Raw genomic sequence first — 19,921 nt, 5'->3', positions numbered from 1 at the left:
ATTCCAGGTGGCGCGCGTCTTCACCTTTATCGTCCAACGGTGAAAAAGGTGAGGGCGGGCGCCCCGGTGCATTTTCTCTCCACGCACGCCGTGGAGGCCTTTCCCGGAAGCCGGGGCAATTCTTTTTCCGATCGCGGGACTGCCCGTTCGGGTGAAGCGGAAGCAAGGGAACAGGCGTGGGGATCCTGTGACACAAGCGTGACCGTCCGGGTACACGAGCATGCGACGGGTCCCGGGGCGGCCCCGCTTCCGTCACGGTGCGCCGCCCCCTACGGTGAGGGGTATGGCATCTGTACCGACCCCTCCCGCCCAGCCGGACGACACCCCCGAGTCGTACGTCGGACTCGACGCCGAGACCGCCGAACAGCGCGCCAGAACGCGAGGCTGGACCACGGTCCGGGCCCTGGCGCCGGGCACGGTCATCACCATGGAGTTCCGTGGCGGACGGATCAACTTCGAGGTCGCCGACTCGACCGTGACCCGCTGCTGGGTCGGCTGACGACGCCCGTGAAACGTCTGGAGCCCCGACACGTGTCGGGGCTCCAGACGTTTCACGGGCGGTCGGCTCAGGGAGCGACCGGCCCGCCGGTCACCGGGCGGGCCGGGGCCGCGCCGCTCCGGGGCGTACGGTCCGCGTGCGGCGGACGGCGGGAGGCGGCCGGGCCGGGCGGTGTCCGCTCCGCGCGCACGCCGTGGGCGGAGTGGGCCCGCGAGCGGCCCGCCGTCCCCGGGGGGCCGCCCGCCCCGGGAGGCTCGGTGGCGGGACCGGGGGCGCTCTCGGGCTCCTGCGGGCCGTCGAGGGCCTGCGAGGTGCTGCCCGGGAGGCCGGGGCCCTCGGTCTCGCTGCGGGCGGTGGCCCCGTCGCCGACGCCTTCCAGGGTCCGCGGCACCAGGACCGGCACCGGCTCGCCCGGGACGCCCGCGGAGGGGCCGCCGAGCGTGCGGCGGGCCCGCCACGAGGCGCGTACCGAGAGGATCCAGATCTCGGCGCGGGTGATGAGCGGCTCGAACCAGGGCAGGGCCAGCATGATCAGCAGGCCGGCCGCCCAGCCCAGCAGGACGTCGCTGAGCCAGTGGGTGCCGATGTAGACGGTCGTGAGGCCCACGCCCAGCGAGACGAACGCCGAGACGGCCGACAGATAGCGCCGGGCCCGCGGCGTGGTGGCCAGGTAGGCCAGGATTCCCCAGGTCACTACGGCGTTGGCGGTGTGACCCGAGGGAAATATATCGCCGCCCGCGAACATCTCGGCCGAGCCGATCTGCGTGGCGTAGTGCGGTCCGAGCCGCCCCAGACCCAGCTTGACCGCGCCCACCGAGATGTTGAGCAGCAGGAGTGACGTCCCCAGGGTGAGCAGCGGACGCAGCGTGTGCTGCCGCCAGGAGCGCCAGCCGAGCCACGCGGCGACCATCACGGCCGTGGGGCCGCGCTGGCCGAGCACGACGTAGTAGTCGAGGAAGGCGTGGAGCTCGGGCCACTGCTGGTACGGCCGGAAGAGCATGACCTTCCAGTCGAGGGCCACCAGCCAGGACGAGTCGAGCACGGCGACGACGATGGCGAGATAGAACACCAAAGTCCCGCCGAAGAGAGCGATGCGGTGACGACTCATCCGCGGGATCTCTATCTTCGGCGGTTCCGGCTCCCGGTCCAGACGGGCAAAGATGTCGGTACGCACGCAATGGACGTTACAGCGAGTGAGTGTGTGATCCGGTCCATCCCGCCTCTTTGTGATGACGATGTGATGTGGACTTTGTCTCAGACCGGCATCTATTCCGTACGGCCCGGAGAATCGGATCCGTGTGCGCGGGCTATTCCTTCCGGCCATTAATTCGCAGACATGTTTGGTCTTCGATGAACGGCCCGACGGGCCTCTCCGCCATTCGCCGGAGGACTCCCGCGGACCGTCCGGACGGTCCGCGGCGCGCTTACGGAGGCAGTCGGCCGCACCGCTCGTAGGCTGATGGCGCCGGTTCCGGCAAGTGCCCCGGCGTGAGGCTCCGGTGTGGCCTACGCCACACTCCGGAGCGGGCGGTGGTATGAGATGGGCCACGTGTGACCAGAGGGGACTCGCGTACGCTGACGGCTCACTCGCCCGTCGATGCCGGGCCTGGGGGATGCCGTGAGCCAGGTCCCCGGGAGGCCTGCCGAGCGCGAGGGACACACTGTGGGAGGTACGCACATGACGGGGACGTCCACGGCCGTGACACGGCTGCGCACAGCGGCCGGCGGTGGAAACCGGTGGGTCGTCCTGGTCGTCCTCTGCCTCAGTCTGCTGGTGGTCGCCCTCGACGCGACCGTGCTGCACGTCGCCGTGCCGGCCGTCACCGAGGACCTGAGGCCGAGCGCCGTGGGCCTGCTGTGGATCGTGGACGCCTATCCGCTGGTCTGCGCCTCGCTGCTCATCCTCTTCGGCACGCTCGGCGACCGGATCGGACGGCGGCGCGTCCTGCTGTCCGGATACGCGCTCTTCGGCATCGCCTCCGCGCTCGCCGCCACGGCCGACACCCCCACCGTCCTGATCGCGGCGCGCGCCCTGCTCGGCGTCGGTGGCGCGATGATCATGCCGGCGACGCTGTCGATCCTCCGCCAGGTCTTCCCCGACCGCCGCGAGCGCGCCCTGGCCATCGGGGTGTGGACCGCGGTCGCCGCCGTGGGCGCCGCCACCGGGCCGGTCATCGGCGGATTCCTCGTCGAGCACTTCTGGTGGGGTTCGGTCTTCCTGATCAACATCCCGCTGATGGCCGTGGTCCTGCCGGTCGGCCGCTGGCTGCTGCCCGAGTCCCGCGGCGCCGACGACGGACCCTGGGACGTACTCGGCGCGCTGACGGCCGCGGCCGGGGTGCTCGGTGTCGTCCTCGGGATAAAGCGCCTGGGCAGCGGGGGAGCGGTGCCGGACGCCGCCACGCTCGTGCCGCTGCTGGCGGGCGCCGCGCTCCTCGTCCTCTTCGTCCGCAGGCAGCGGCGCCGCGTCCATCCGCTGATCGACATCGCGATGTTCTCCCGGCCCGCCTTCACCACCGCCGTCGGCTGCATCGTCCTGGCCATGCTGGCCCTGGTCGGCCTGGAGCTGATCGCCGTCCAGTACCTGCAACTGGTCCTCGGGCTCAGCCCGCTGGAGACCGGTCTGCGGCTGCTCCCCCTGACCTTCGCCGCGATGGCGGCCGGTGCCACCGGCTCGTACACGCTGCGCCGCGTCGGCCCGCGCCGCATGGTCGGCTGGGGCTTCGTGCTCACCGCCGCCTCGGTGCTCCTGCTGACCCTGATGGGCCAGCACGACCGGCCCGTGCTGCTCACCGCCGGCTTCGTCCTGCTGGGCTTCGGGCTCCAGTCCACGCTCTTCGGGGCCTACGAGTCGATGCTGAGCGAGGCGCCCGCCGAACGGGCGGGCGGGGCGGCCGCGATCGGCGAGACCTCCTACCAGCTGGGCGCGGGCATGGGGATCGCCCTGCTCGGCAGTGTCATGAACGCCGCCTACGCCCCCGGCCTCTCCCGGCTCCACGAGGAAGGCGTCCCCGCCGCCGCGGGGACGGCCGCCTCCCACTCGCTCGGCGAGGCCTACCAGGTGGCCGGCCGGCTCGGGGGCCCCGTGGGGCACGTGCTGCGCACCACCGCCCGGCACGCCTTCGTCGACGGGCTGCATGTGACGCTGCTGGTCAGCGCGGGTCTGCTGCTGCTGGGGGCGCTCGCCGCGCTGCGGCTGCCGCGGGCCATGGACTGCGGCCAGGAGGCGGGGGAGTGCCGGGACGCGGCCCCGCAGGCCGCCGTCCCGGAGCGGAGCGCCTCCCGTCAGGCCGACCCGGACCGGCCCCGCCCGGAGGCCCGTACGTTCCCGGCGCAGGGCGGGCCGGGAAGCCGCCACAGGGCGGCCGGGCGGCGCGAGGTAGCCGAGGCCACCGGCTCTGGACGGGCGGGGCGCTGAGCCGTAACGTCAGCACGACGCGATAACTACCACTGCTAGTTTTTGGTACCGTGCGAGCCGCCGGAGGCACCCTTGTCCGCGAAGCCGACGAAACTCCCCCCGTTCGACCCGGCCGATCCCCTCGGCATCGACGACCTCCTCGACCCGGAGGACCTCGCGATCCGCGACACCGTGCGCACCTGGGCCGCCGACCGGGTCCTGCCGCACATCGCCGAGTGGTACGAGAAGGGCGAGCTACCCGGCATCCGGGACCTCGCCCGCGAACTGGGCGCGCTCGGCGCACTCGGCATGTCACTCCAGGGATACGGCTGCGCCGGTGCGAGCGCCGTCCAGTACGGCCTGGCCTGCCTGGAGCTGGAGGCCGCCGACTCGGGGATCCGCTCCCTGGTCTCGGTGCAGGGATCCCTCGCCATGTACGCCATCCACCGCTTCGGCTCGGAGGAGCAGAAGCAGCGCTGGCTGCCCGGCATGGCGGCCGGCGAGACCATCGGCTGCTTCGGCCTCACCGAGCCGGACCACGGGTCGGACCCGGCCGGGATGCGCACCTACGCCGAGCGCGACGGCACGGACTGGATCCTCACCGGCCGCAAGATGTGGATCACCAACGGTTCGGTCGCCGGGGTCGCCGTCGTCTGGGCGCGGACCGACGAGACGGCGGGCGGCTCGGGCATCCGCGGTTTCGTCGTACCGACGGACACCCCGGGTTTCTCCGCGCCGGAGATCAGGCACAAGTGGTCGCTGCGCGCCTCGGTCACCAGTGAACTGGTCCTGGACGGTGTGCGGCTGCCCGCCGACGCCGTCCTGCCGGAGGCCACGGGGCTGCGCGGACCGCTCAGCTGTCTCAGCCACGCCCGCTACGGCATCGTCTGGGGCGCGATGGGCGCGGCGCGCGCCAGCTTCGAGGCGGCCGTGGACTACGCGCGCACCCGGGAGCAGTTCGGCAGGCCGATCGGCGGCTTCCAGCTCACCCAGGCCAAGCTCGCGGACATGGCGGTGGAGCTCCACAAGGGCATCCTGCTCGCCCATCACCTGGGCCGGCGGCTCGACGCGGGCAGGCTCCGTCCGGAGCAGGTCAGTTTCGGAAAGCTGAACAACGTGCGGGAGGCGATCGAGATCTGCCGCACCTCGCGCACGATCCTCGGGGCCAACGGCATCTCGCTGGAGTACCCGGTGATGCGGCACGCGACGAACCTGGAGTCGGTGCTCACCTACGAGGGCACCGTGGAGATGCACCAGCTGGTGCTGGGCAAGGCGCTCACCGGCCTCGACGCCTTCCGTTGATGCCCCGAGGGGCGCCGGAGGCGTGAGGCGAGCGCCCTGCTCAGCTCTGGTTGAAGAAGCCGTCGGCGGGCCGGCCGGCGGCTTCGCCGTTCACCACCTGGGTGTGGGCGGGGGTCAGCAGGAAGACTCTGGTGGCCACGCGCTCGATCGAGCCGCGCAGTCCGAAGGTCAGCCCCGCGGCGAAGTCCACGACGCGCTTGGCGTCGGTGGGGTCCATGGCCGTGAGGTTGACGATCACCGGTACGCCGTCCCGGAACAGCTCACCGAGGGCGCGTGCGTCCCGGAAGCTGTCCGGCGTCACGGTGGCGATCCGCCGGCCCGTGTCCACCGCCTTCTCGGAGGCGACCTGCACCCGCGGGTCGGTCACCCATGCCTGGTTCGAGCCGGTATCGGCATCCTCGGTGTACTCGTCGTCGTAGTACCGCTCGTCGTTGTCCTCCACGAGGCCCAGCCAGGCACTTGCCTTGCGCACCGATCCCATGGACGCCTCCTCTCACCGCGGTTCTGTGGTGTTCCGCATCTCTTTCCTATCCCTATGGTCGTCCATGATGCGGATCGTGCGCCAAGGGGATAGTCGGCGCGCAGGGGATTCGTGACGCTACTGGTGCAGATCATGTGGCGGTTCGTCAGGTTTCCACCCATATAAGGGGCCTTGCGGAAAGAAAATATGATGCTCCAGTCCGTACGGGTGACATGGGGGACGTACGGGTGAACGGGTCACTCGATACGATGCACGCCGCGCGCGGCGGCACGGGCGCGCCCGGTCAAGGGGAACGGCGTACGGGGGACAGACGTGTTCGGAATGGTGAGGCCCTGCACCCATCGGTTGTCCGACGGGTTGAGGACGGAATGGATGGCGCATCTCTGCGGGCTCTGCCTCGCGCTGCGCGCCGACCACGGACAGTTCGCCCGGATCGTCACGAACTACGACGGCCTGATCGTCTCGGTCCTGACGGAGGCTCAGGCGGAGCGCACCCCGGAAGGTCGGCGCACCGCGGGCCCCTGTCCGCTGCGCTCGATGCGCACCGCTCCCGTCGCCCGCGGGGAGGGCGCCCGGCTCGCGGCAGCCGTCTCGCTCGTCCTGGCCTCGGCCAAGGTGCGCGACCACGTGGCGGACCGGGACGGGCTGTTGAAGCGCCGCCCGGTGGCCGCAGCGGCGCGCAGGGTCGCCGCCGGATGGGACAGGGCAGGCGCGCGTACGGGGGCCGAGCTCGGCTTCGACACCGCGGTCCTGGTCGACGCCGTGGACCGGCAGACCGGCATCGAGTCGCTCGCCGGCCCCGGCACCAGCCTGACGGCCGTCACCGAGCCCACCGAGACGGCGACCGCCGCGGCCTTCGCGCACACCGCCGTACTCGCGGGAAGGCCGCACAACGCGGGGCCGCTCGCCGAGGCCGGCCGGCTCTTCGGGAGGCTCGCCCATCTCCTGGACGCCGTCGAGGACCGGCAAGCTGACGCCGCGTCGGGTGCCTGGAACCCGCTCACCGCGACCGGCACCCCGCTCACCGAGGCCCGCCGGCTCTGCGACGACGCGCTGCACGGGATACGCCTCGCCCTGGCGGACGCGGAGTTCACCGACGGCAAGCTGGCCCATGTGCTGCTGGTCCACGAACTGCGGCGCTCGGTGGACCGGGCGTTCGGCTCCACCGCGTGCGGGCACGGGCACGACGGGCGGCCGGCGGGCGGCTTCGGCCCGCCGCCCGGCAACCCGTACGCTCCGACGCCGCCCGGCCCCCCGCTGCCGCCCGAGCCGCCCCGCAACCGCCGTGGCCTGATCGCCGGCTGCCTGGTCTGGGCCGGGCTCGCCTGTACCTGTCAGCTGTGCTGTGCCGGCACCTTCCACGACCCCTGGAGCGGACAGCGGCGCGAAGGGCTCTGCCACAAGGACGACTGCTGCGAGGGCTGCTGCGAGGGCTGTGACTGCTGCGGCAACTGCTGCAGCTGCTGCGGTGACGGCTGCGACTGCGGCTGCGACTGCTGAGAGGGTCCCGCCGGTTCACCTGATCTCGGGCGGCGAGATCCGCGACTCGTCGATCGCGGACTCGTCGGTGCCCCACTTCTTCAGGATGCGGTCGTACGTCCCGTCCTTCTTGAGCCCGTTGACCGCGGCCTGGAAGGCCGGGGCGAGCGGGGTGCCCTTCTTGAAGGCGAAGCCGACGTCGAGCCGCTTGAACTCGCCGAGGAAGCGCAGCCCCTCCTGCTGGGCCACGGCGTAGCGCAGTCCGTTGATCGTCGACATGACGACATCGCTGCGGCCCTGCCGGAGCGAGATCCACAGGGCGCCCTGGTCGGTGTAGGTCTTGACGTCGTACGCCTTCTCGCCCGCGTCGGCGCACACGGACTTGTTCGCCTCCAGCGTCGCCTCGAACGTGGTGCCGGCGTTGGTGGCGACCGTCAGGCCGCAGAGCTGTGCGAGGGCGGTGACCTTCTTCAGGTCGCTGTCGTCCCGGACGGCGAAGCCCTGACCGTCGTTGATGTACGTCACGAAGTCGATGGTCTTGCGGCGCTCGTCGGTCACGCCGAAGTTGCCCGTGCCGACGTCGTACTTCCCGCTGCCGAGCGCGGGCAGGATCGCGTCGAAGGAGGCGACCTCGCGGTTCAGCTTCAGACCGAGTGCCCGGGCGACCGCGTCGGCGAAGTCGACGTCCGCCCCGGCGAGGGTCCTGCCGTCCTCCCGGTAGAACGCCCCGGGCGGGGCCCCGACACTGGTGGCCAGGTCGAGGGTGCCCGAGGCGCGGACCTCGGCGGGCAGCAGCCGGGCGGCGGCCTCGTCCTTCCGCACCGCGGAGACCACGTCGGTCGTCGGGATCTCCACCTTCTGCGCGTTGCCGGCACCGGCCGGTGCGGCCGCCGGGTCGCCCGAGCCGCACGCGGTGAGCGTCAGCGCGGCGACGGTGATCAGGGCGAAGGCAGCGGTGTGCCGGGTTCGGGGCATGGCTCGGTAACTCCGGTCTACGTCGACCGCTCCACGCCGGGACGGCGGGGAGCGACGGGGCGGGAGATCAGCGGAACGAGGGGAGGGGGTACGGCGGTGTTGTGGACGCGAAGACACGCGGGAAGAAGCGCTCAAGCGCCGGTGGCGGCGCGAGCGGGGTGAAGGCGCAGGGGGTCAGCTCAACAGGAGGACGACCACACACGACCGAAGTCGATGTGCGATCGGGTGACCAGCCACTGCTGTGCGTACATGGCCTCAGTGGAACAGGCATCCGACGGCACGTCAACCACGCCGAGACGCACGGCTCACAGTGTGGACACGCTTGACAACACGCCCCGAGGGGCGCTTTTCTCGGAAACGGACCGGCGCTGAGGGGCCCGGTCCACGTTGTGTCCCACGCGAAGGCACATCCCGTGTTCGATCTCTGCATCCACGGAGCCTTCGCATGTCCGCGCAGACAGACACCCTCCCGCAACCCCTCCCCGCGCCCCCCGCCGAGGACGCGACGGCATCCACACCGCGTATCGTCCCCCTACGCCGGACAGGCCAGTGGGCGGCGGCCGTCGCCGTCCTCGCGCTGCTGGCCGCCGGACTGACGTCCGTCGTCCGCAACGACGCCTTCCAGTGGGACGTCGTCGCCGACCACCTCACCACCGCCTCCGTGCTCCGCGGTCTCGGCCTCACCCTGTGGCTCACCGCGCTGGTGATGGCGCTCGGCTTCGCACTCGGCACCCTCCTGGCCATGGGCAGGCTCTCCAGGAACCCGGTCCTGAGGTCCGTGAGCTGGGGATACATCTGGCTGTTCCGGTCCACGCCGATCCTGGTCCAGCTGCTCTTCTGGTTCAACATCGGCGCCCTGTACCCGCAGATCCTCGGCGTCGACACCGTCCACCTGCTCGGTCCGATGGCCGTCGCCGTCATCGGCCTCACCCTCCACGAGGCCGCGTACGCCGCCGAAGTGGTCCGCGGCGGCATCCTCTCCGTCGAACGCGGACAGCTGGAGGCCGCCCAGTCGCTCGGGCTCGGCCCGTGGCGCCGGCTGCGGCGCATCGTGCTGCCGCAGGCCATGCGCGCCATCGTCCCGCCCGCCGGCAACATGCTGATCGGCACCCTCAAGGGCACCTCGATCGTCAGCATCATCGCCGTCCAGGACCTGCTCTACTCCGTACAGCTCGTCTACCACCGCACCTACCAGGTCATCCCGCTGCTCCTGGTCGCCACCCTCTGGTACGTCGCCGTCACCTCGCTCCTGTCCGTCGGCCAGTACTACGTCGAGCGGCGCTACGCACGCGGCACGGCGGAGGCCCGGTGAGCGCCGTCCCCGCGCTCGTCGTCATCGGCGCCGGACCACGCGGCACCGGGGTCGTCGAACGCATCGCGGCCAACGCCCCCGAGCTGTACGCCGGCCGCCGCCTCGACATCCACCTCGTCGACCCGCATCCGCCCGGCGGCGGCCGCATATGGCGGCAGGGCCAGTCCCCGCTGCTCCGGATGAACTCCATGGCCGAGGACGTCACCATGTTCACCGACGACACGGTGGAACAGGACGGCCCCGTACGGCCGGGCCCGGACCTGCACACCTGGGCCCAGGACGTCCGGGCGGGCCGGGCCACGGCCGACGCCGACCCGGCCGTCCTGGCCGAGATCCACGGACTCGGCCCCGCGGAGTTCCCCAGCCGGCGCCTGCAGAGCGCCTATCTGCGCTGGGTCCACGAGCAGGCCGTGGCCGCCCTCCCGCCGGGCATCACCGTCCACGAGCACCGCGGACACGCCACCCGCGTCTCCGGCTCCCGCACCGGCCGGCAGCAGGTGTGGATCCAAGGCCGTACCACGCCGCTCCTCGCCGACCTCGTCGTCCTCACCATCGGCCATCTCGACGCCGAACCCGACGCCGAACAAAAGCAGTTGGCCGACTTCGCCGACCGCCACGGACTCGTCCACCTGCCGCCCGACTTCACCGCCGACAGCGACCTGTCCGCCCTGCCCGCCGGTGAACCCGTCATCGTGCGCGGCTTCGGCCTCGCCTTCGTCGACCTGATGGTGCTGCTCACCGAGGGCCGCGGCGGACGGTACGAGAACGGCACCTACGTCCCCTCCGGACGCGAACCCGTGCTCCACGTCGGATCACGGCGCGGCGTCCCGTACCACTCCAAGATCGGCTACCCCTGGCAGGGCGAACGGCCGCCCCTGCCCGCCCACTTCGGATCCGGCGAGGTCGCCGCGCTGCTGGAGCGGCCCGGCCCCCTCGACTTCCGGCGCGACCTGTGGCCCCTGGTCGCCAAGGAACTCGGATTCGCCCACTACCACCGGCTGTTCACCGCCCACCAGGAGCGCACCACGACCGCCTGGACCGACTTCGAGGAGAAGTACGCCGTCGCCGAGCCGGGCAGCCCCGAGCTGGAGACCCTGATCGCCGAGGCCGTCCCCGACCCGGCCGACCGGCTCGACCTGGAGGCGCTCGACCGGCCCCTGGACGGCGTCCGCCACGCGTCGTACGACACCCTTCAGACCGCCCTGCGCGACCACATCACCGCAGACCTCGCGCGCCGCCACGACCCCCGGCACAGCCCCGACCTCGCGGTCTTCCTCGGGCTGCTGTCCGTATACGGGCAGCTGACCCGGGTCGGCGACATCGGCGGGCCCGGCGCCTGGTGGCACGGCTTCTTCAGCTATCTGGCCTCCGGGCCTCCTGGACCGCGTCTGCGCAGCCTTCTCGCCCTCTCCGAGGCCGGGGTGGTCCGCTTCCTGGGGGCCGGGATGACCGTCGCGACCGACGAGGACCAGGGTCTCTTCCGGGCCGGCAGCGCCACCGTCCCCGGGCAGTACGTCACCGCCCGGGCCCTGGTCGAGGCCCGGCTGCCCGACCCCTCCACGGACCGGACCCGCAGCACCCTGCTGCGCGCCCTGTACGAGGACGGAGCGGCCGGCACCGACGGCGGGCTGCTCCGCGTCGACCCCGCCGACGGCCGCGTCCTGGACCGCGACGGCAGCCCGCACCCGCGCCGCTTCGCCCTCGGCCCGTACACCACGGCACGCTCAGCCGGCGCCTTCACCCGGCCCCGTACCGGCGGCCCGGCCTTCCGGCAGAACGACGCCACCGCCCGCGCGGCGCTCACGTTCCTGACGGGCGCCTCCTGTCGCGACCGCCCCACGGCCTGAGCGCGACACCCCACGCGAACCCCTCGACGAAGGAAGCCACTCCCATGCCACCGACCAGCGCCCCGCCCCCCGCCCCCGGGACGGCGGCCCACCCCATGGTCGAGATCCGCTCCGTGCACAAGAGCTTCGGCTCGCTCCACGTGCTCCGAGGCATCGACCTGACCGTACGCACCGGGGAGGTCACCGTCGTGCTCGGCCCCTCGGGGTCCGGGAAGTCCACCCTGCTGCGCACCATCAACCACCTGGAGAAGGTGGACCGGGGCTGGGTCGGCGTCGACGGCACCCCGGTCGGCTACCGCAGGTCCGGCGACAAGCTGTACGAGCTGCGCGAACGGGAGGTGCTGCGCCGGCGTACCCAGATCGGCTTCGTCTTCCAGAACTTCAACCTCTTCCCCCACCTCACGGTCCTCGACAACCTCGTCGAGGCACCGACAGCCGCCCTCGGCCGGCCGCGCAAGGAGGCCGTCGCCTCGGCGCTGGCCCTGCTGGCGAGGGTCGGACTCGCCGACAAGGCCCAGGCCTACCCGAAACAGCTCTCCGGCGGACAGCAGCAACGCGTCGCCATCGCCCGCGCGCTCGCCCTGGAACCGAAGCTGCTGCTCTTCGACGAGCCGACCTCGGCCCTGGACCCCGAGCTCGTCGGCGAGGTGCTCGACGTGATCAAGGACCTGGCGCACCAGGGCACCACGATGATCATCGTCACCCACGAGATCGGCTTCGCCCGCGAGATCGCCGACACCGTCGTCTTCATGGACGAGGGCCGTGTCGTCGAGCAGGGCCCGCCCGCCCAGGTGCTCGACCACCCCGTCCAGGAACGCACCCGCGCCTTCTTCTCCAAGGTCCTGTGAGCGTGTCCGGCAACCCCGCGGTGCCGGACGGCCCGACCGGCACCGAGAACCGAACCGAGAGGTCCCGCATGCCCGCCACCAGGCCACTCCATCTCGCCGCCGAGATCGGCGGCCCACCCCGCTACGACGCCGCCTCCCACGTCGCGCTCGCCCGGCTCGCCGAAGGGGGCGCGCTGGACTTCGTCACGCTCAGGGACTCCTTCGCCCGCCCCGGCCTCGACGCGGCGGCCGTGCTCGCCCGGGTCGCCCCCGAGACGGCCCGGGTCGGACTCGTACCGACCCTCACCACCACGCACACCGAGCCGTTCCACGTCTCGTCCGCCGTCGCCACCCTCGACTGGGTCAGCCGCGGCCGGGCCGGCTGGCACGCCGACGTGTCCACCACCGAGGCGGAGGCCCGGCTGTTCGGCCGCCGCCCGGCCGCCCCCGCCCCCGCGCTCTGGCAGGAGGCGGGCGAGGTGGCCGACGTCGTAGCCCGGCTCTGGGACAGCTGGGAGGACGACGCCGAGATCCGTTCCGTCGCCACCGGCCGGTTCGTCGACCGCGACAAGCTGCACCACATCGACTTCGAGGGCAGCACCTTCTCCGTCAAGGGCCCCGCCATCGTGCCCCGCCCCCCGCAGGGCAGGCCCGTCACCGTCATCGACGCCACGACCGCCCCGGCCGGGCGGGTCGCCGCCCGGCACGCCGACGTCGTGTACGTACGGGCCTCCTCGCCCGAGCAGGCGGCGGCCCTGCGCGCGGAGGTACACCGCTCGGCCGCCCGGCACGGCCGGGACCCGCAGGCCGTACGGGTCCTGGTCGCGCTCACCGTCGACCTCGGGGACGCCGAGACCGCGCCCGAACCCGGACTGGAGAGCGGCCCGCAACTCGCCGGGCACGGCACCTACTTCCGCGGCGGCCCCGTCGACCTGGCCGAACTCATCACCCAGTGGTACCGGGCCGGGGCGGTGGACGGCTTCCACCTCACCCCCCTCAGCCCCGCACGCGACCTCGAAAGGATCGTCAACGGCACCGTGGCCCTCCTCCAGCACCGCAGCCTCTTCCGCACCTTCTACCCCGGGGGCACGCTCCGCGAGCACCTCGGACTGACCCGTCCGGCCAACCGCTACGCGGCGCCCAGGACGGAGGCCGCCTCATGAAGCAGATGCATCTCGCCGCCCACTTCCCGGGCGTCAACAGCACCACCGTCTGGGCCGACCCCCGCTCCGGCAGCCAGATCGACTTCGCCTCCTTCGAGCACCTCGCCCGCACCGCCGAACGCGGCAAGTTCGACTTCTTCTTCCTGGCGGAGGGGCTGCGCCTGCGCGAGCACAACGGCCGGATCCACGACCTGGACGTGGTCGGCCGCCCGGAATCCCTCACCCTGCTCAACGCCCTGGCCGCCGTCACCGACCGGCTGGGCCTCGCCGCCACCGTCAACGCCACGTTCAACGAACCGTACGAACTCGCCCGCCGCCTCGCCACGCTCGACCACCTCAGCGAGGGGCGCGCCGCCTGGAACGTCGTGACCTCCTCCGACGCCTTCACCGGGGAGAACTTCCGCCGCGGCGGTTACCTCGACCGGGCGGACCGGTACACCCGGGCCGCCGAGTTCGTCGCCACCGCACGGGAGCTGTGGGACTCCTGGACACCGGACGGGACCCCGCGCCCGTTCGCGCACACCGGGCGGCACTTCGACATCTCCGGGGAGTTCACCGTCCCCCGCTCCCCGCAGGGGCACCCGGTCGTCATCCAGGCCGGGGACTCCGACGAGGGCCGGGAGTTCGCCGCCTCGGCCGCCGACGTCATCTTCACCCGGCACGGCACCCTGGAGGCCGGACAGGCCTTCTACGCCGACGTCAAGGCACGCCTGGCGAAGTACGGCAGGCGGCCCGGCGACCTGACGATCATGCCCGGGGTCACCGTCGTCCTCGGCGACACCGACGCGGAGGCCCAGGAGAACGCCACCGAGATCCGCCACCTCCAGGTATCCCCGCAGAACGCCCTGCTCGCCCTGGAACAGGTCTGGGGCCGCGACCTCTCCTCGTACGATCCCGACGGCCCCCTCCCCGACATCGACCCCGACCCCGAATCCGACCTGGTGCAGGGCAGGGTCAAGGTGGCCGATCCGCTCGCGGTGGCCGCGAAGTGGCGCGCGCTGTCCGAGGCCAAGGGGCTCTCCATCCGCCAGACCGTCGTCGAGGCCACCGCCCGGCAGTCCTTCATCGGCTCCCCGCGGACCGTGGCCGGCGAGCTGGAGGCGTTCGTCGAGGCGGAGGCGGCCGACGGCTTCATCCTCGTACCCCACCTGACCCCGGGCGGCCTGGACGACTTCGTCGACCGGGTCGTCCCCCTCCTCCAGGAACGCGGATCCTTCCGCTCCGAATACACCGGCACCACGCTCAGGTCGCACCTCGGGCACGCCGAACCCGTGTGGAAGGGTTGACCGCATGAGCACGGACGCAGAACAGGACGGCCAGAGCCTCGCCGACTGGCGGCGCTGGCACGAGGAGCGCATCGTCGCCGTGGCGGCACCCCACGGCCCCCTCTCCCTCACCGGGACCCACTGGCTCTCGGACCACCCGGACGGCCGGATCCCCGGCGTGCCCGGACGATGGCGGGAGGACGGCGACGAGGTGCTGCTCACCGCCGACCCCGAGGACGGACTGACCCTCGACGCGAAACCGCTGACCGGCGAGGCGCGCCTGGGCCCGGACCGCGGCCCGATCGACACCTCGCGGGTCGCGCGGGGCGAACGCCGGCTGGTCGTGCTGCGCCGCGAAGGCCTGTGGGCGGTACGGGACTTCGACCCGGCCTCACCCGCCCGGCACGCCTTCCGGACCATCGAGGCGACCCCGTACGACCCGCGCTGGTCGCTGGACGGCGTCTTCCGCCCGTACGACTCCGACCGGACCGTCCGGGTCGGGAACGCCGACGGACGCGAGCGGGGGCTCGGACTCGGCGGGGAGATCGCCTTCACCCTGGACGGCGCCGCGCACACGCTCCAGGTCGCGGTGGAGCCCGACGGGTCGCTCTGGGCCGTCTTCGCCGATGCCACCAGCGGAAGCGGCAGTTACCGCTTCCGCTTCCTGCGCCCGGCGGCCCCGGACGCCGAGGGCAGGGTGCGTGTCGACTTCAACCGGGCGCTCCTGCCGCCCTGCGCCTTCGCCGACCACTTCATCTGCCCCTTCCCGCCGCCGGGCAACACCCTGCCGGTCGCGGTCGCGGCCGGGGAACGGAACCGCGTCGACGCCTGATCCCTCCCGGCACGGGCGCCCCGCGTGACCGGGGCGCCCCACCTGTCCCTTACGGGAAAGATGTCCGAAAAGGCGTTCTTGCGCGCCCTGTCGGGCGGCCCCGATACTCCCGGTCAGCGCATGTCAGGAGCACGGAGCACCCCGAACTCGCAGTCGAAGACGTCCGCGCCCGGGGCGCGGGTGTTCCTCCTGACCGCGTCTCACGGGTCCGGCCACCCCACAGCGGACCCCAGATCCCGCTCGGGAGGAACGAAAAGTGAGGATCAAGCGCACCACCACCCCCCGCAACGGAAAATCCCGACGAACCAGGACGGCCGCCGTGGTCGCCGCCGCCGTCGCCGGCCTCGCCGCCGTGACCGCGCAGGCCGCGCCCGCGGCCGGCGCCGGCACGGCCGAGACCTACAGCGCCGACCAGCTCGCCGCCGCAGGGCAGGCCGTACTCGACGCCGACGTCGCCGGCACCGCCTGGCACCTCGACCCGGTGGGCGAGCGGCTCGTCGTCACCGTGGACAGCACCGTCCCGCAGACCGGCATCGACAGGATCAAGCGGACCGCGGGCGCCCAGGCGGGCGCCCTGCGCATCGAACGCACCCCCGGAAAGCTCCGCGAACTCATCTCGGGCGGCGACCCGGTCTACACCGACGGCTGGCGGTGCTCCCTCGGCTTCAACGTCCGCAACGGGGACACCTACTACTTCCTGACGGCCGGCCACTGCACTGAGGGCGCCGGCACCTGGTACGCGGACCCCGGGAAGACCGTCGTCCTCGGCACCACCTACGGCTCCAGCTTCCCGGGCGACGACTACGGCATCGTGCGCTACACCAACGACTCCGTCCCGAAGGAGGGCACGGTCGGCAGCCAGGACATCACCGGCGCCGCCGCGGCCACGGTGGGCATGCCCGTCACCCGCCGGGGCTCCACCACCGGCATCCACAACGGCACCGTCACCGGCCTGAACGCCACGGTCAACTACGGCAACGGTGACATCGTCCAGGGCCTCATCCGCACCAACGTCTGCGCGGAGCCGGGCGATTCCGGCGGCCCGCTCCACTCCGGCCCCCGCGCCATCGGTCTCACCTCCGGCGGCAGCGGCGACTGCACCACGGGCGGCACGACCTTCTTCCAGCCCGTCACGGAGGCGCTGAACGCGTACGGGGTCAGCGTGTACTGACCCCGAGCGGCTCCTTGCCGACGCCGCTTCCCGACGCCGCTGCTCCGGCGCGTCGTCGCGGCGTCGGCCCCTGCGATCCCCGGGGTCCGCCTGCACGAGCCGTCAGGACATGCCCGGCCGTCCTGACCGAACGGGACCCGCGAGCCCGGCTGGTACCTGGCGAGCGGCGGGAATCACGAGACCGAGGCGGATCGAGGACGCCTCGGACCGGGCGGTGGCCGATCGCCCGACGCGGGGCCAGGGCCTCCTGCCGCGGCAGCGAGCCGAGCGCCCCGGGCAGCACGGCCGGCGCGTCGAAGTGCGCGGCGGTTCGAGTACGGCGGTGGCGCACCGGGTCCGGCCGGCGGAAGCGGGCGACGGGTCTACGGGTCTACGGGTCCGAGGACGCCCTTCGTCCGGACGGCCGCGCACTCCGCCTCCTCCACTCGGTCGCCCCGCCCCCGCCTCGTCCGGTCCGGCCACCGGGGCTCCCTGCCGGAGGGAACTCGTGTATGGCCCGTGGCCTGTGGTGCCCTCACCGGCGCGGCGCGCGCCCCGTATCCGGAGGCACGACCCCAGCATCCGGACCGTGAAGGTCGGAATCCGGACAGGGCGAACGCATGCCTGCCGCCGATTCCGGCCCGCACGTGATGTTCGCGATACGAAATCCACACCCTTTGACCTGGCCGTGTGAACGCGGGGAGTGCGCGGTGTTGTTGTCATGTGTGCGTCCGGAAGGCGACCTTGTGTGCTATCGGCCGCATCGGAATAGTGGGCGCCCCATCCTCCGTGTACGGGCACCCCACTTGCCTGTGCGCGGCCCCCCACAGGAGGTCGAAGTTGAGTCACCGACGCATATCCAGGAAGCGTGCGGCCCTCGCGGGTTCGGCGGTCGTGGCCCTGGTCGTCACAGGAGTCTCCTTCCAGACTGCGAACGCCAGCGATGACGTTCCCCAGTTCACCGCCCGGACGCTGACGGCGCAGGCGGCCGGAAATCTCGCCACCACCCTCGACAAGACCCTCGGCGCCGACGCGGCGGGCGCCTACTACGACGCCGAGGCGAAGCACCTCGTCGTGAACGTCCTCGACGAGGCCGCCGCCGAGCAGGTCCGCCAGGCGGGCGGCACGGCCAGAATCGTCCAGAACTCCGTCGCCGAGCTGAAGGCCGCCCGGCAGACCCTGGCCGACCGGGCGACCGTCCCCGGCACCTCCTGGGCGGTCGACCCGGTCAGCAACAAGGTCGTCGTCACGGCCGACCGCACGGTCGACAGCGCGTCCTGGGACAAGCTCGGCGCGGTCGTGAAGGGCCTCGGCGGCAAGGCCCAACTCAACCGTACGGCGGGCGAGTTCAAGCCGCTCATCGCGGGCGGCGACGCGATCTGGGGCAACGGCGGGCGCTGCTCGCTGGGCTTCAACGTGGTCAAGGACGGCGAGCCGTACTTCCTGACGGCCGGTCACTGCACCGACGCCATCACCAGCTGGTCCGAGACGCAGACCGGCGCGGAGATCGGCGCCAACGAGGACTCCAGCTTCCCGGACAACGACTACGGCCTGGTCAAGTACACCTCCGGCACCGCCCACCCCAGCGAGGTCGACCTCTACAACGGCTCCACCCAGAAGATCACCAAGGCGGGCGAGGCGACCGTCGGCATGACGGTGACCCGCAGCGGCTCGACCACCCAGGTCCACGACGGCGAGGTCACCGCCCTGGACGCCACGGTCAACTACGGCAACGGCGACATCGTCAACGGGCTCATCCAGACCACGGTCTGCGCCGAGCCGGGCGACAGCGGCGGCTCGCTCTTCGCGGGCGACACCGCCATCGGCCTGACCTCGGGCGGCAGCGGTGACTGCTCGGCGGGCGGCACCACCTTCTTCCAGCCGGTGCCCGAGGCACTGGCGGCGTACGGGGCCGAGATCGGCTGACGCCCCTTCCGCGCACCCGGCTCCACACGGCCCGTTCCGCACCCCTCGCGCGGGGTGCGGAACGGGCCGGCCGCGTGGGGGTCAGCCGATCTCGACCGTCCGGGCCCAGTCGGGCGGGGCGTCCGGGAGGGGGCCGTCACGCAGCAGCGCGCCGGGGCCCAGCAGCCCCTCGACGACGGCCAGCGCACCGGCGACGTCCCCGTGGTCCAGCCGCTCGCGTACGCCGCTGAGGCAGTCCGGCCTGCGGTGCGCCTCGTCGATCGCGCGCAGGCAGGGGAGCGGGGTGCCGGTCAGGGCGACCAGCAGCTCCTCCCGGCGGATCTCGGCCGGGTCGTGGTCCAGCGGGACCAGGACCCCGTCGACCAGGCCGATCCGGTGCCGGGCTCCCCGGCACTCCACGACGCGGGGCCGCCCCGCCCCGTCCACGACCGGCGGTGGGCCGGCCGCGGGCGGACGCCCCGGCAGCAGCGCGCGGGCGACCAGCGGGTGCAGCAGGCCGGCATCGATCGCGCCGGTACGGAGCAGCTCCAGGTCGGGCAGCACCCAGGTCGCCGCGTCGGGCAGGACCGGCAGGGAGGTGGCGTCCCCGTCCGGCGGGGGCGGTGCCGTGCGCAGCACGGATGGGCCGGTGGCGTCCCCGCCCCCGGCCAGCTCCAGGAACAGCCGCCGCCGGCCGCCGAGCCGCACGGCGAAGGCCCCGGTGGACCGGCCCTCGGCGCGGAGCAGGATCCCGGCCTCGGCCGTCCACCGGCCAATGGCGCGGCGGAGCTCCGGAGGCACCGCTTCCCGTACCTCCGGGGGCACCGGCTCCCGCACTTCAAGGGGCACCGACTCCCGTGTCCCCGGGGCCGGTTCGCCTCCGGCTCCGGCATCGGAGGGTGACAGGTCCGCCCCGGACCTGACCCTCAGGTCGTCGGCCCTGCGGGCGTCCCACAGGTGGCGGTGCAGGTCCAGGCGGAAGCGCGGGCCGGGACGCGGGTGCGGGTGGCGGTGTGCGTGGGGTTCGGAGCGGGAACCGTCCCACAGCGCCAGGCTGATCCGCTGACCGGCGTCCGCCCAGGCGGGCGGGGTCCGCACCACGAGGTGCACCGGGCGTACGCCGTCGCTGCCGTCGAGGTCGTACCGGGCCAGCGAGACCGTCAGACCCGGGCGCAGCAGGCCGTGGGGAGCGATCCTCGGCATGTGCCAGCGCAGCAGGTCGGGGGCCAGATGGCGCAGGTCGGCCCGGAGCCGGGCCGTGAGGTCAGGTCCGTGGGCGCGTGCCACGGACCGCAGGTCGAGATCGACGTCGACGCCGGCCGCGGCGCACGCCCCCGCCCAGTCCCCGGCCTCGCGGCGGGCGGTGGCGGTCTCGATCATGGAGGGCGGCACGGCGAACTGTCGCACGCGCGGACAGAAGGACGATCGGGAATCCTCGTACGCGTTCTGAGTGAGCATCAGCACTCACCTTGCGCGGACGGGGCCCC

The 19,921-nt window shown here is 72.8% G+C and carries 16 protein-coding genes; 12 read left to right on the top strand and 4 right to left on the bottom strand.

The genetic code is table 11. From position 1 onward, the window contains the following. Window positions 1-283: 283 nt before the first annotated feature. Window positions 284-499 (top strand): I78 family peptidase inhibitor, encoded by a 216-nt coding sequence (locus tag SACTE_RS05795; protein WP_014045094.1) that lies wholly within the window; start codon window positions 284-286, stop codon window positions 497-499. A 67-nt stretch (window positions 500-566) separates the two neighbouring features. On the opposite strand, the gene SACTE_RS05790 is transcribed toward SACTE_RS05795, so the two are convergent. After that, window positions 567-1,673 carry a phosphatase PAP2 family protein gene (locus tag SACTE_RS05790; RefSeq protein WP_014045093.1) on the bottom strand — a complete coding sequence of 369 codons (1,107 nt, stop codon included), beginning with the start codon at window positions 1,671-1,673 and terminating at the stop codon, window positions 567-569. A gap of 504 nt (window positions 1,674-2,177) precedes the next feature. Between SACTE_RS05790 and SACTE_RS05785 the strand changes: the two genes are divergently transcribed. Together SACTE_RS05785 and SACTE_RS05780 are read left to right on the top strand one after the other, a co-directional pair. Further along, the gene (locus tag SACTE_RS05785; protein ID WP_014045092.1) at window positions 2,178-3,917 is read left to right on the top strand and encodes an MFS transporter; all 1,740 of its coding nucleotides are present in this window, start codon (window positions 2,178-2,180) and stop codon (window positions 3,915-3,917) included. 72 nt (window positions 3,918-3,989) lie between these two features. Then, window positions 3,990-5,198, top strand: coding sequence for an acyl-CoA dehydrogenase family protein (locus SACTE_RS05780; protein WP_014045091.1), 1,209 nt, complete (start codon window positions 3,990-3,992; stop codon window positions 5,196-5,198). Between the two features lie 40 nt (window positions 5,199-5,238). On the opposite strand, the gene sepF is transcribed toward SACTE_RS05780, so the two are convergent. Then, the gene (gene sepF / locus SACTE_RS05775) at window positions 5,239-5,679 is read right to left on the bottom strand and encodes a cell division protein SepF (RefSeq protein WP_014045090.1); all 441 of its coding nucleotides are present in this window, start codon (window positions 5,677-5,679) and stop codon (window positions 5,239-5,241) included. Window positions 5,680-5,991: 312 nt separating this feature from the next. Between sepF and SACTE_RS05770 the strand changes: the two genes are divergently transcribed. Continuing rightward, window positions 5,992-7,179 carry a DUF5685 family protein gene (locus tag SACTE_RS05770; RefSeq protein ID WP_176724319.1) on the top strand — a complete coding sequence of 396 codons (1,188 nt, stop codon included), beginning with the start codon at window positions 5,992-5,994 and terminating at the stop codon, window positions 7,177-7,179. 15 nt (window positions 7,180-7,194) lie between these two features. On the opposite strand, the gene SACTE_RS05765 is transcribed toward SACTE_RS05770, so the two are convergent. Then, window positions 7,195-8,133 (bottom strand): ABC transporter substrate-binding protein, encoded by a 939-nt coding sequence (locus SACTE_RS05765; RefSeq protein WP_014045088.1) that lies wholly within the window; start codon window positions 8,131-8,133, stop codon window positions 7,195-7,197. 445 nt (window positions 8,134-8,578) lie between these two features. On the opposite strand from SACTE_RS05765, the gene SACTE_RS05760 reads away from it, so the two are divergent. From SACTE_RS05760 to SACTE_RS05725, 8 genes are all read left to right on the top strand, one after another. Continuing rightward, window positions 8,579-9,445: an amino acid ABC transporter permease gene (locus SACTE_RS05760; RefSeq protein ID WP_014045087.1), complete on the top strand. Its 867-nt coding sequence runs from the start codon at window positions 8,579-8,581 to the stop codon at window positions 9,443-9,445. Then, window positions 9,442-11,292 (top strand): FAD/NAD(P)-binding protein, encoded by a 1,851-nt coding sequence (locus SACTE_RS05755; RefSeq protein WP_014045086.1) that lies wholly within the window; start codon window positions 9,442-9,444, stop codon window positions 11,290-11,292. The genes SACTE_RS05760 and SACTE_RS05755 overlap by 4 nt, the downstream gene beginning before the upstream one ends. A gap of 95 nt (window positions 11,293-11,387) precedes the next feature. Beyond that, on the top strand, window positions 11,388-12,140 hold the full coding sequence (locus SACTE_RS05750) for an amino acid ABC transporter ATP-binding protein (protein WP_026359272.1): 753 nt from the start codon (window positions 11,388-11,390) through the stop codon (window positions 12,138-12,140). 68 nt (window positions 12,141-12,208) lie between these two features. Then, window positions 12,209-13,282 carry an LLM class flavin-dependent oxidoreductase gene (locus SACTE_RS05745; protein ID WP_026359273.1) on the top strand — a complete coding sequence of 358 codons (1,074 nt, stop codon included), beginning with the start codon at window positions 12,209-12,211 and terminating at the stop codon, window positions 13,280-13,282. Then, window positions 13,279-14,568, top strand: a complete 1,290-nt coding sequence (locus tag SACTE_RS05740; RefSeq protein ID WP_014045083.1) for an NtaA/DmoA family FMN-dependent monooxygenase — start codon at window positions 13,279-13,281, stop codon at window positions 14,566-14,568. The genes SACTE_RS05745 and SACTE_RS05740 overlap by 4 nt, the downstream gene beginning before the upstream one ends. A 4-nt stretch (window positions 14,569-14,572) precedes the next feature. After that, window positions 14,573-15,379: a DUF1684 domain-containing protein gene (locus tag SACTE_RS05735; RefSeq protein ID WP_014045082.1), complete on the top strand. Its 807-nt coding sequence runs from the start codon at window positions 14,573-14,575 to the stop codon at window positions 15,377-15,379. A 256-nt stretch (window positions 15,380-15,635) separates the two neighbouring features. Next, window positions 15,636-16,550 carry a S1 family peptidase gene (locus SACTE_RS05730; protein ID WP_014045081.1) on the top strand — a complete coding sequence of 305 codons (915 nt, stop codon included), beginning with the start codon at window positions 15,636-15,638 and terminating at the stop codon, window positions 16,548-16,550. 819 nt (window positions 16,551-17,369) lie between these two features. After that, window positions 17,370-18,455, top strand: coding sequence for a S1 family peptidase (locus SACTE_RS05725; protein ID WP_014045080.1), 1,086 nt, complete (start codon window positions 17,370-17,372; stop codon window positions 18,453-18,455). Between the two features lie 81 nt (window positions 18,456-18,536). On the opposite strand, the gene SACTE_RS05720 is transcribed toward SACTE_RS05725, so the two are convergent. After that, a complete protein-coding gene (locus tag SACTE_RS05720) occupies window positions 18,537-19,892 on the bottom strand; it encodes a hypothetical protein (protein WP_014045079.1) in 1,356 nt (451 codons plus the stop codon). Window positions 19,893-19,921 lie beyond the last annotated feature (29 nt).

This window comes from Streptomyces sp. SirexAA-E, from assembly GCF_000177195.2.
GTDB classification, from domain to species: domain Bacteria; phylum Actinomycetota; class Actinomycetes; order Streptomycetales; family Streptomycetaceae; genus Streptomyces; species Streptomyces flavovirens.
This window is presented reverse-complemented; position numbering and strand designations above follow the sequence as displayed.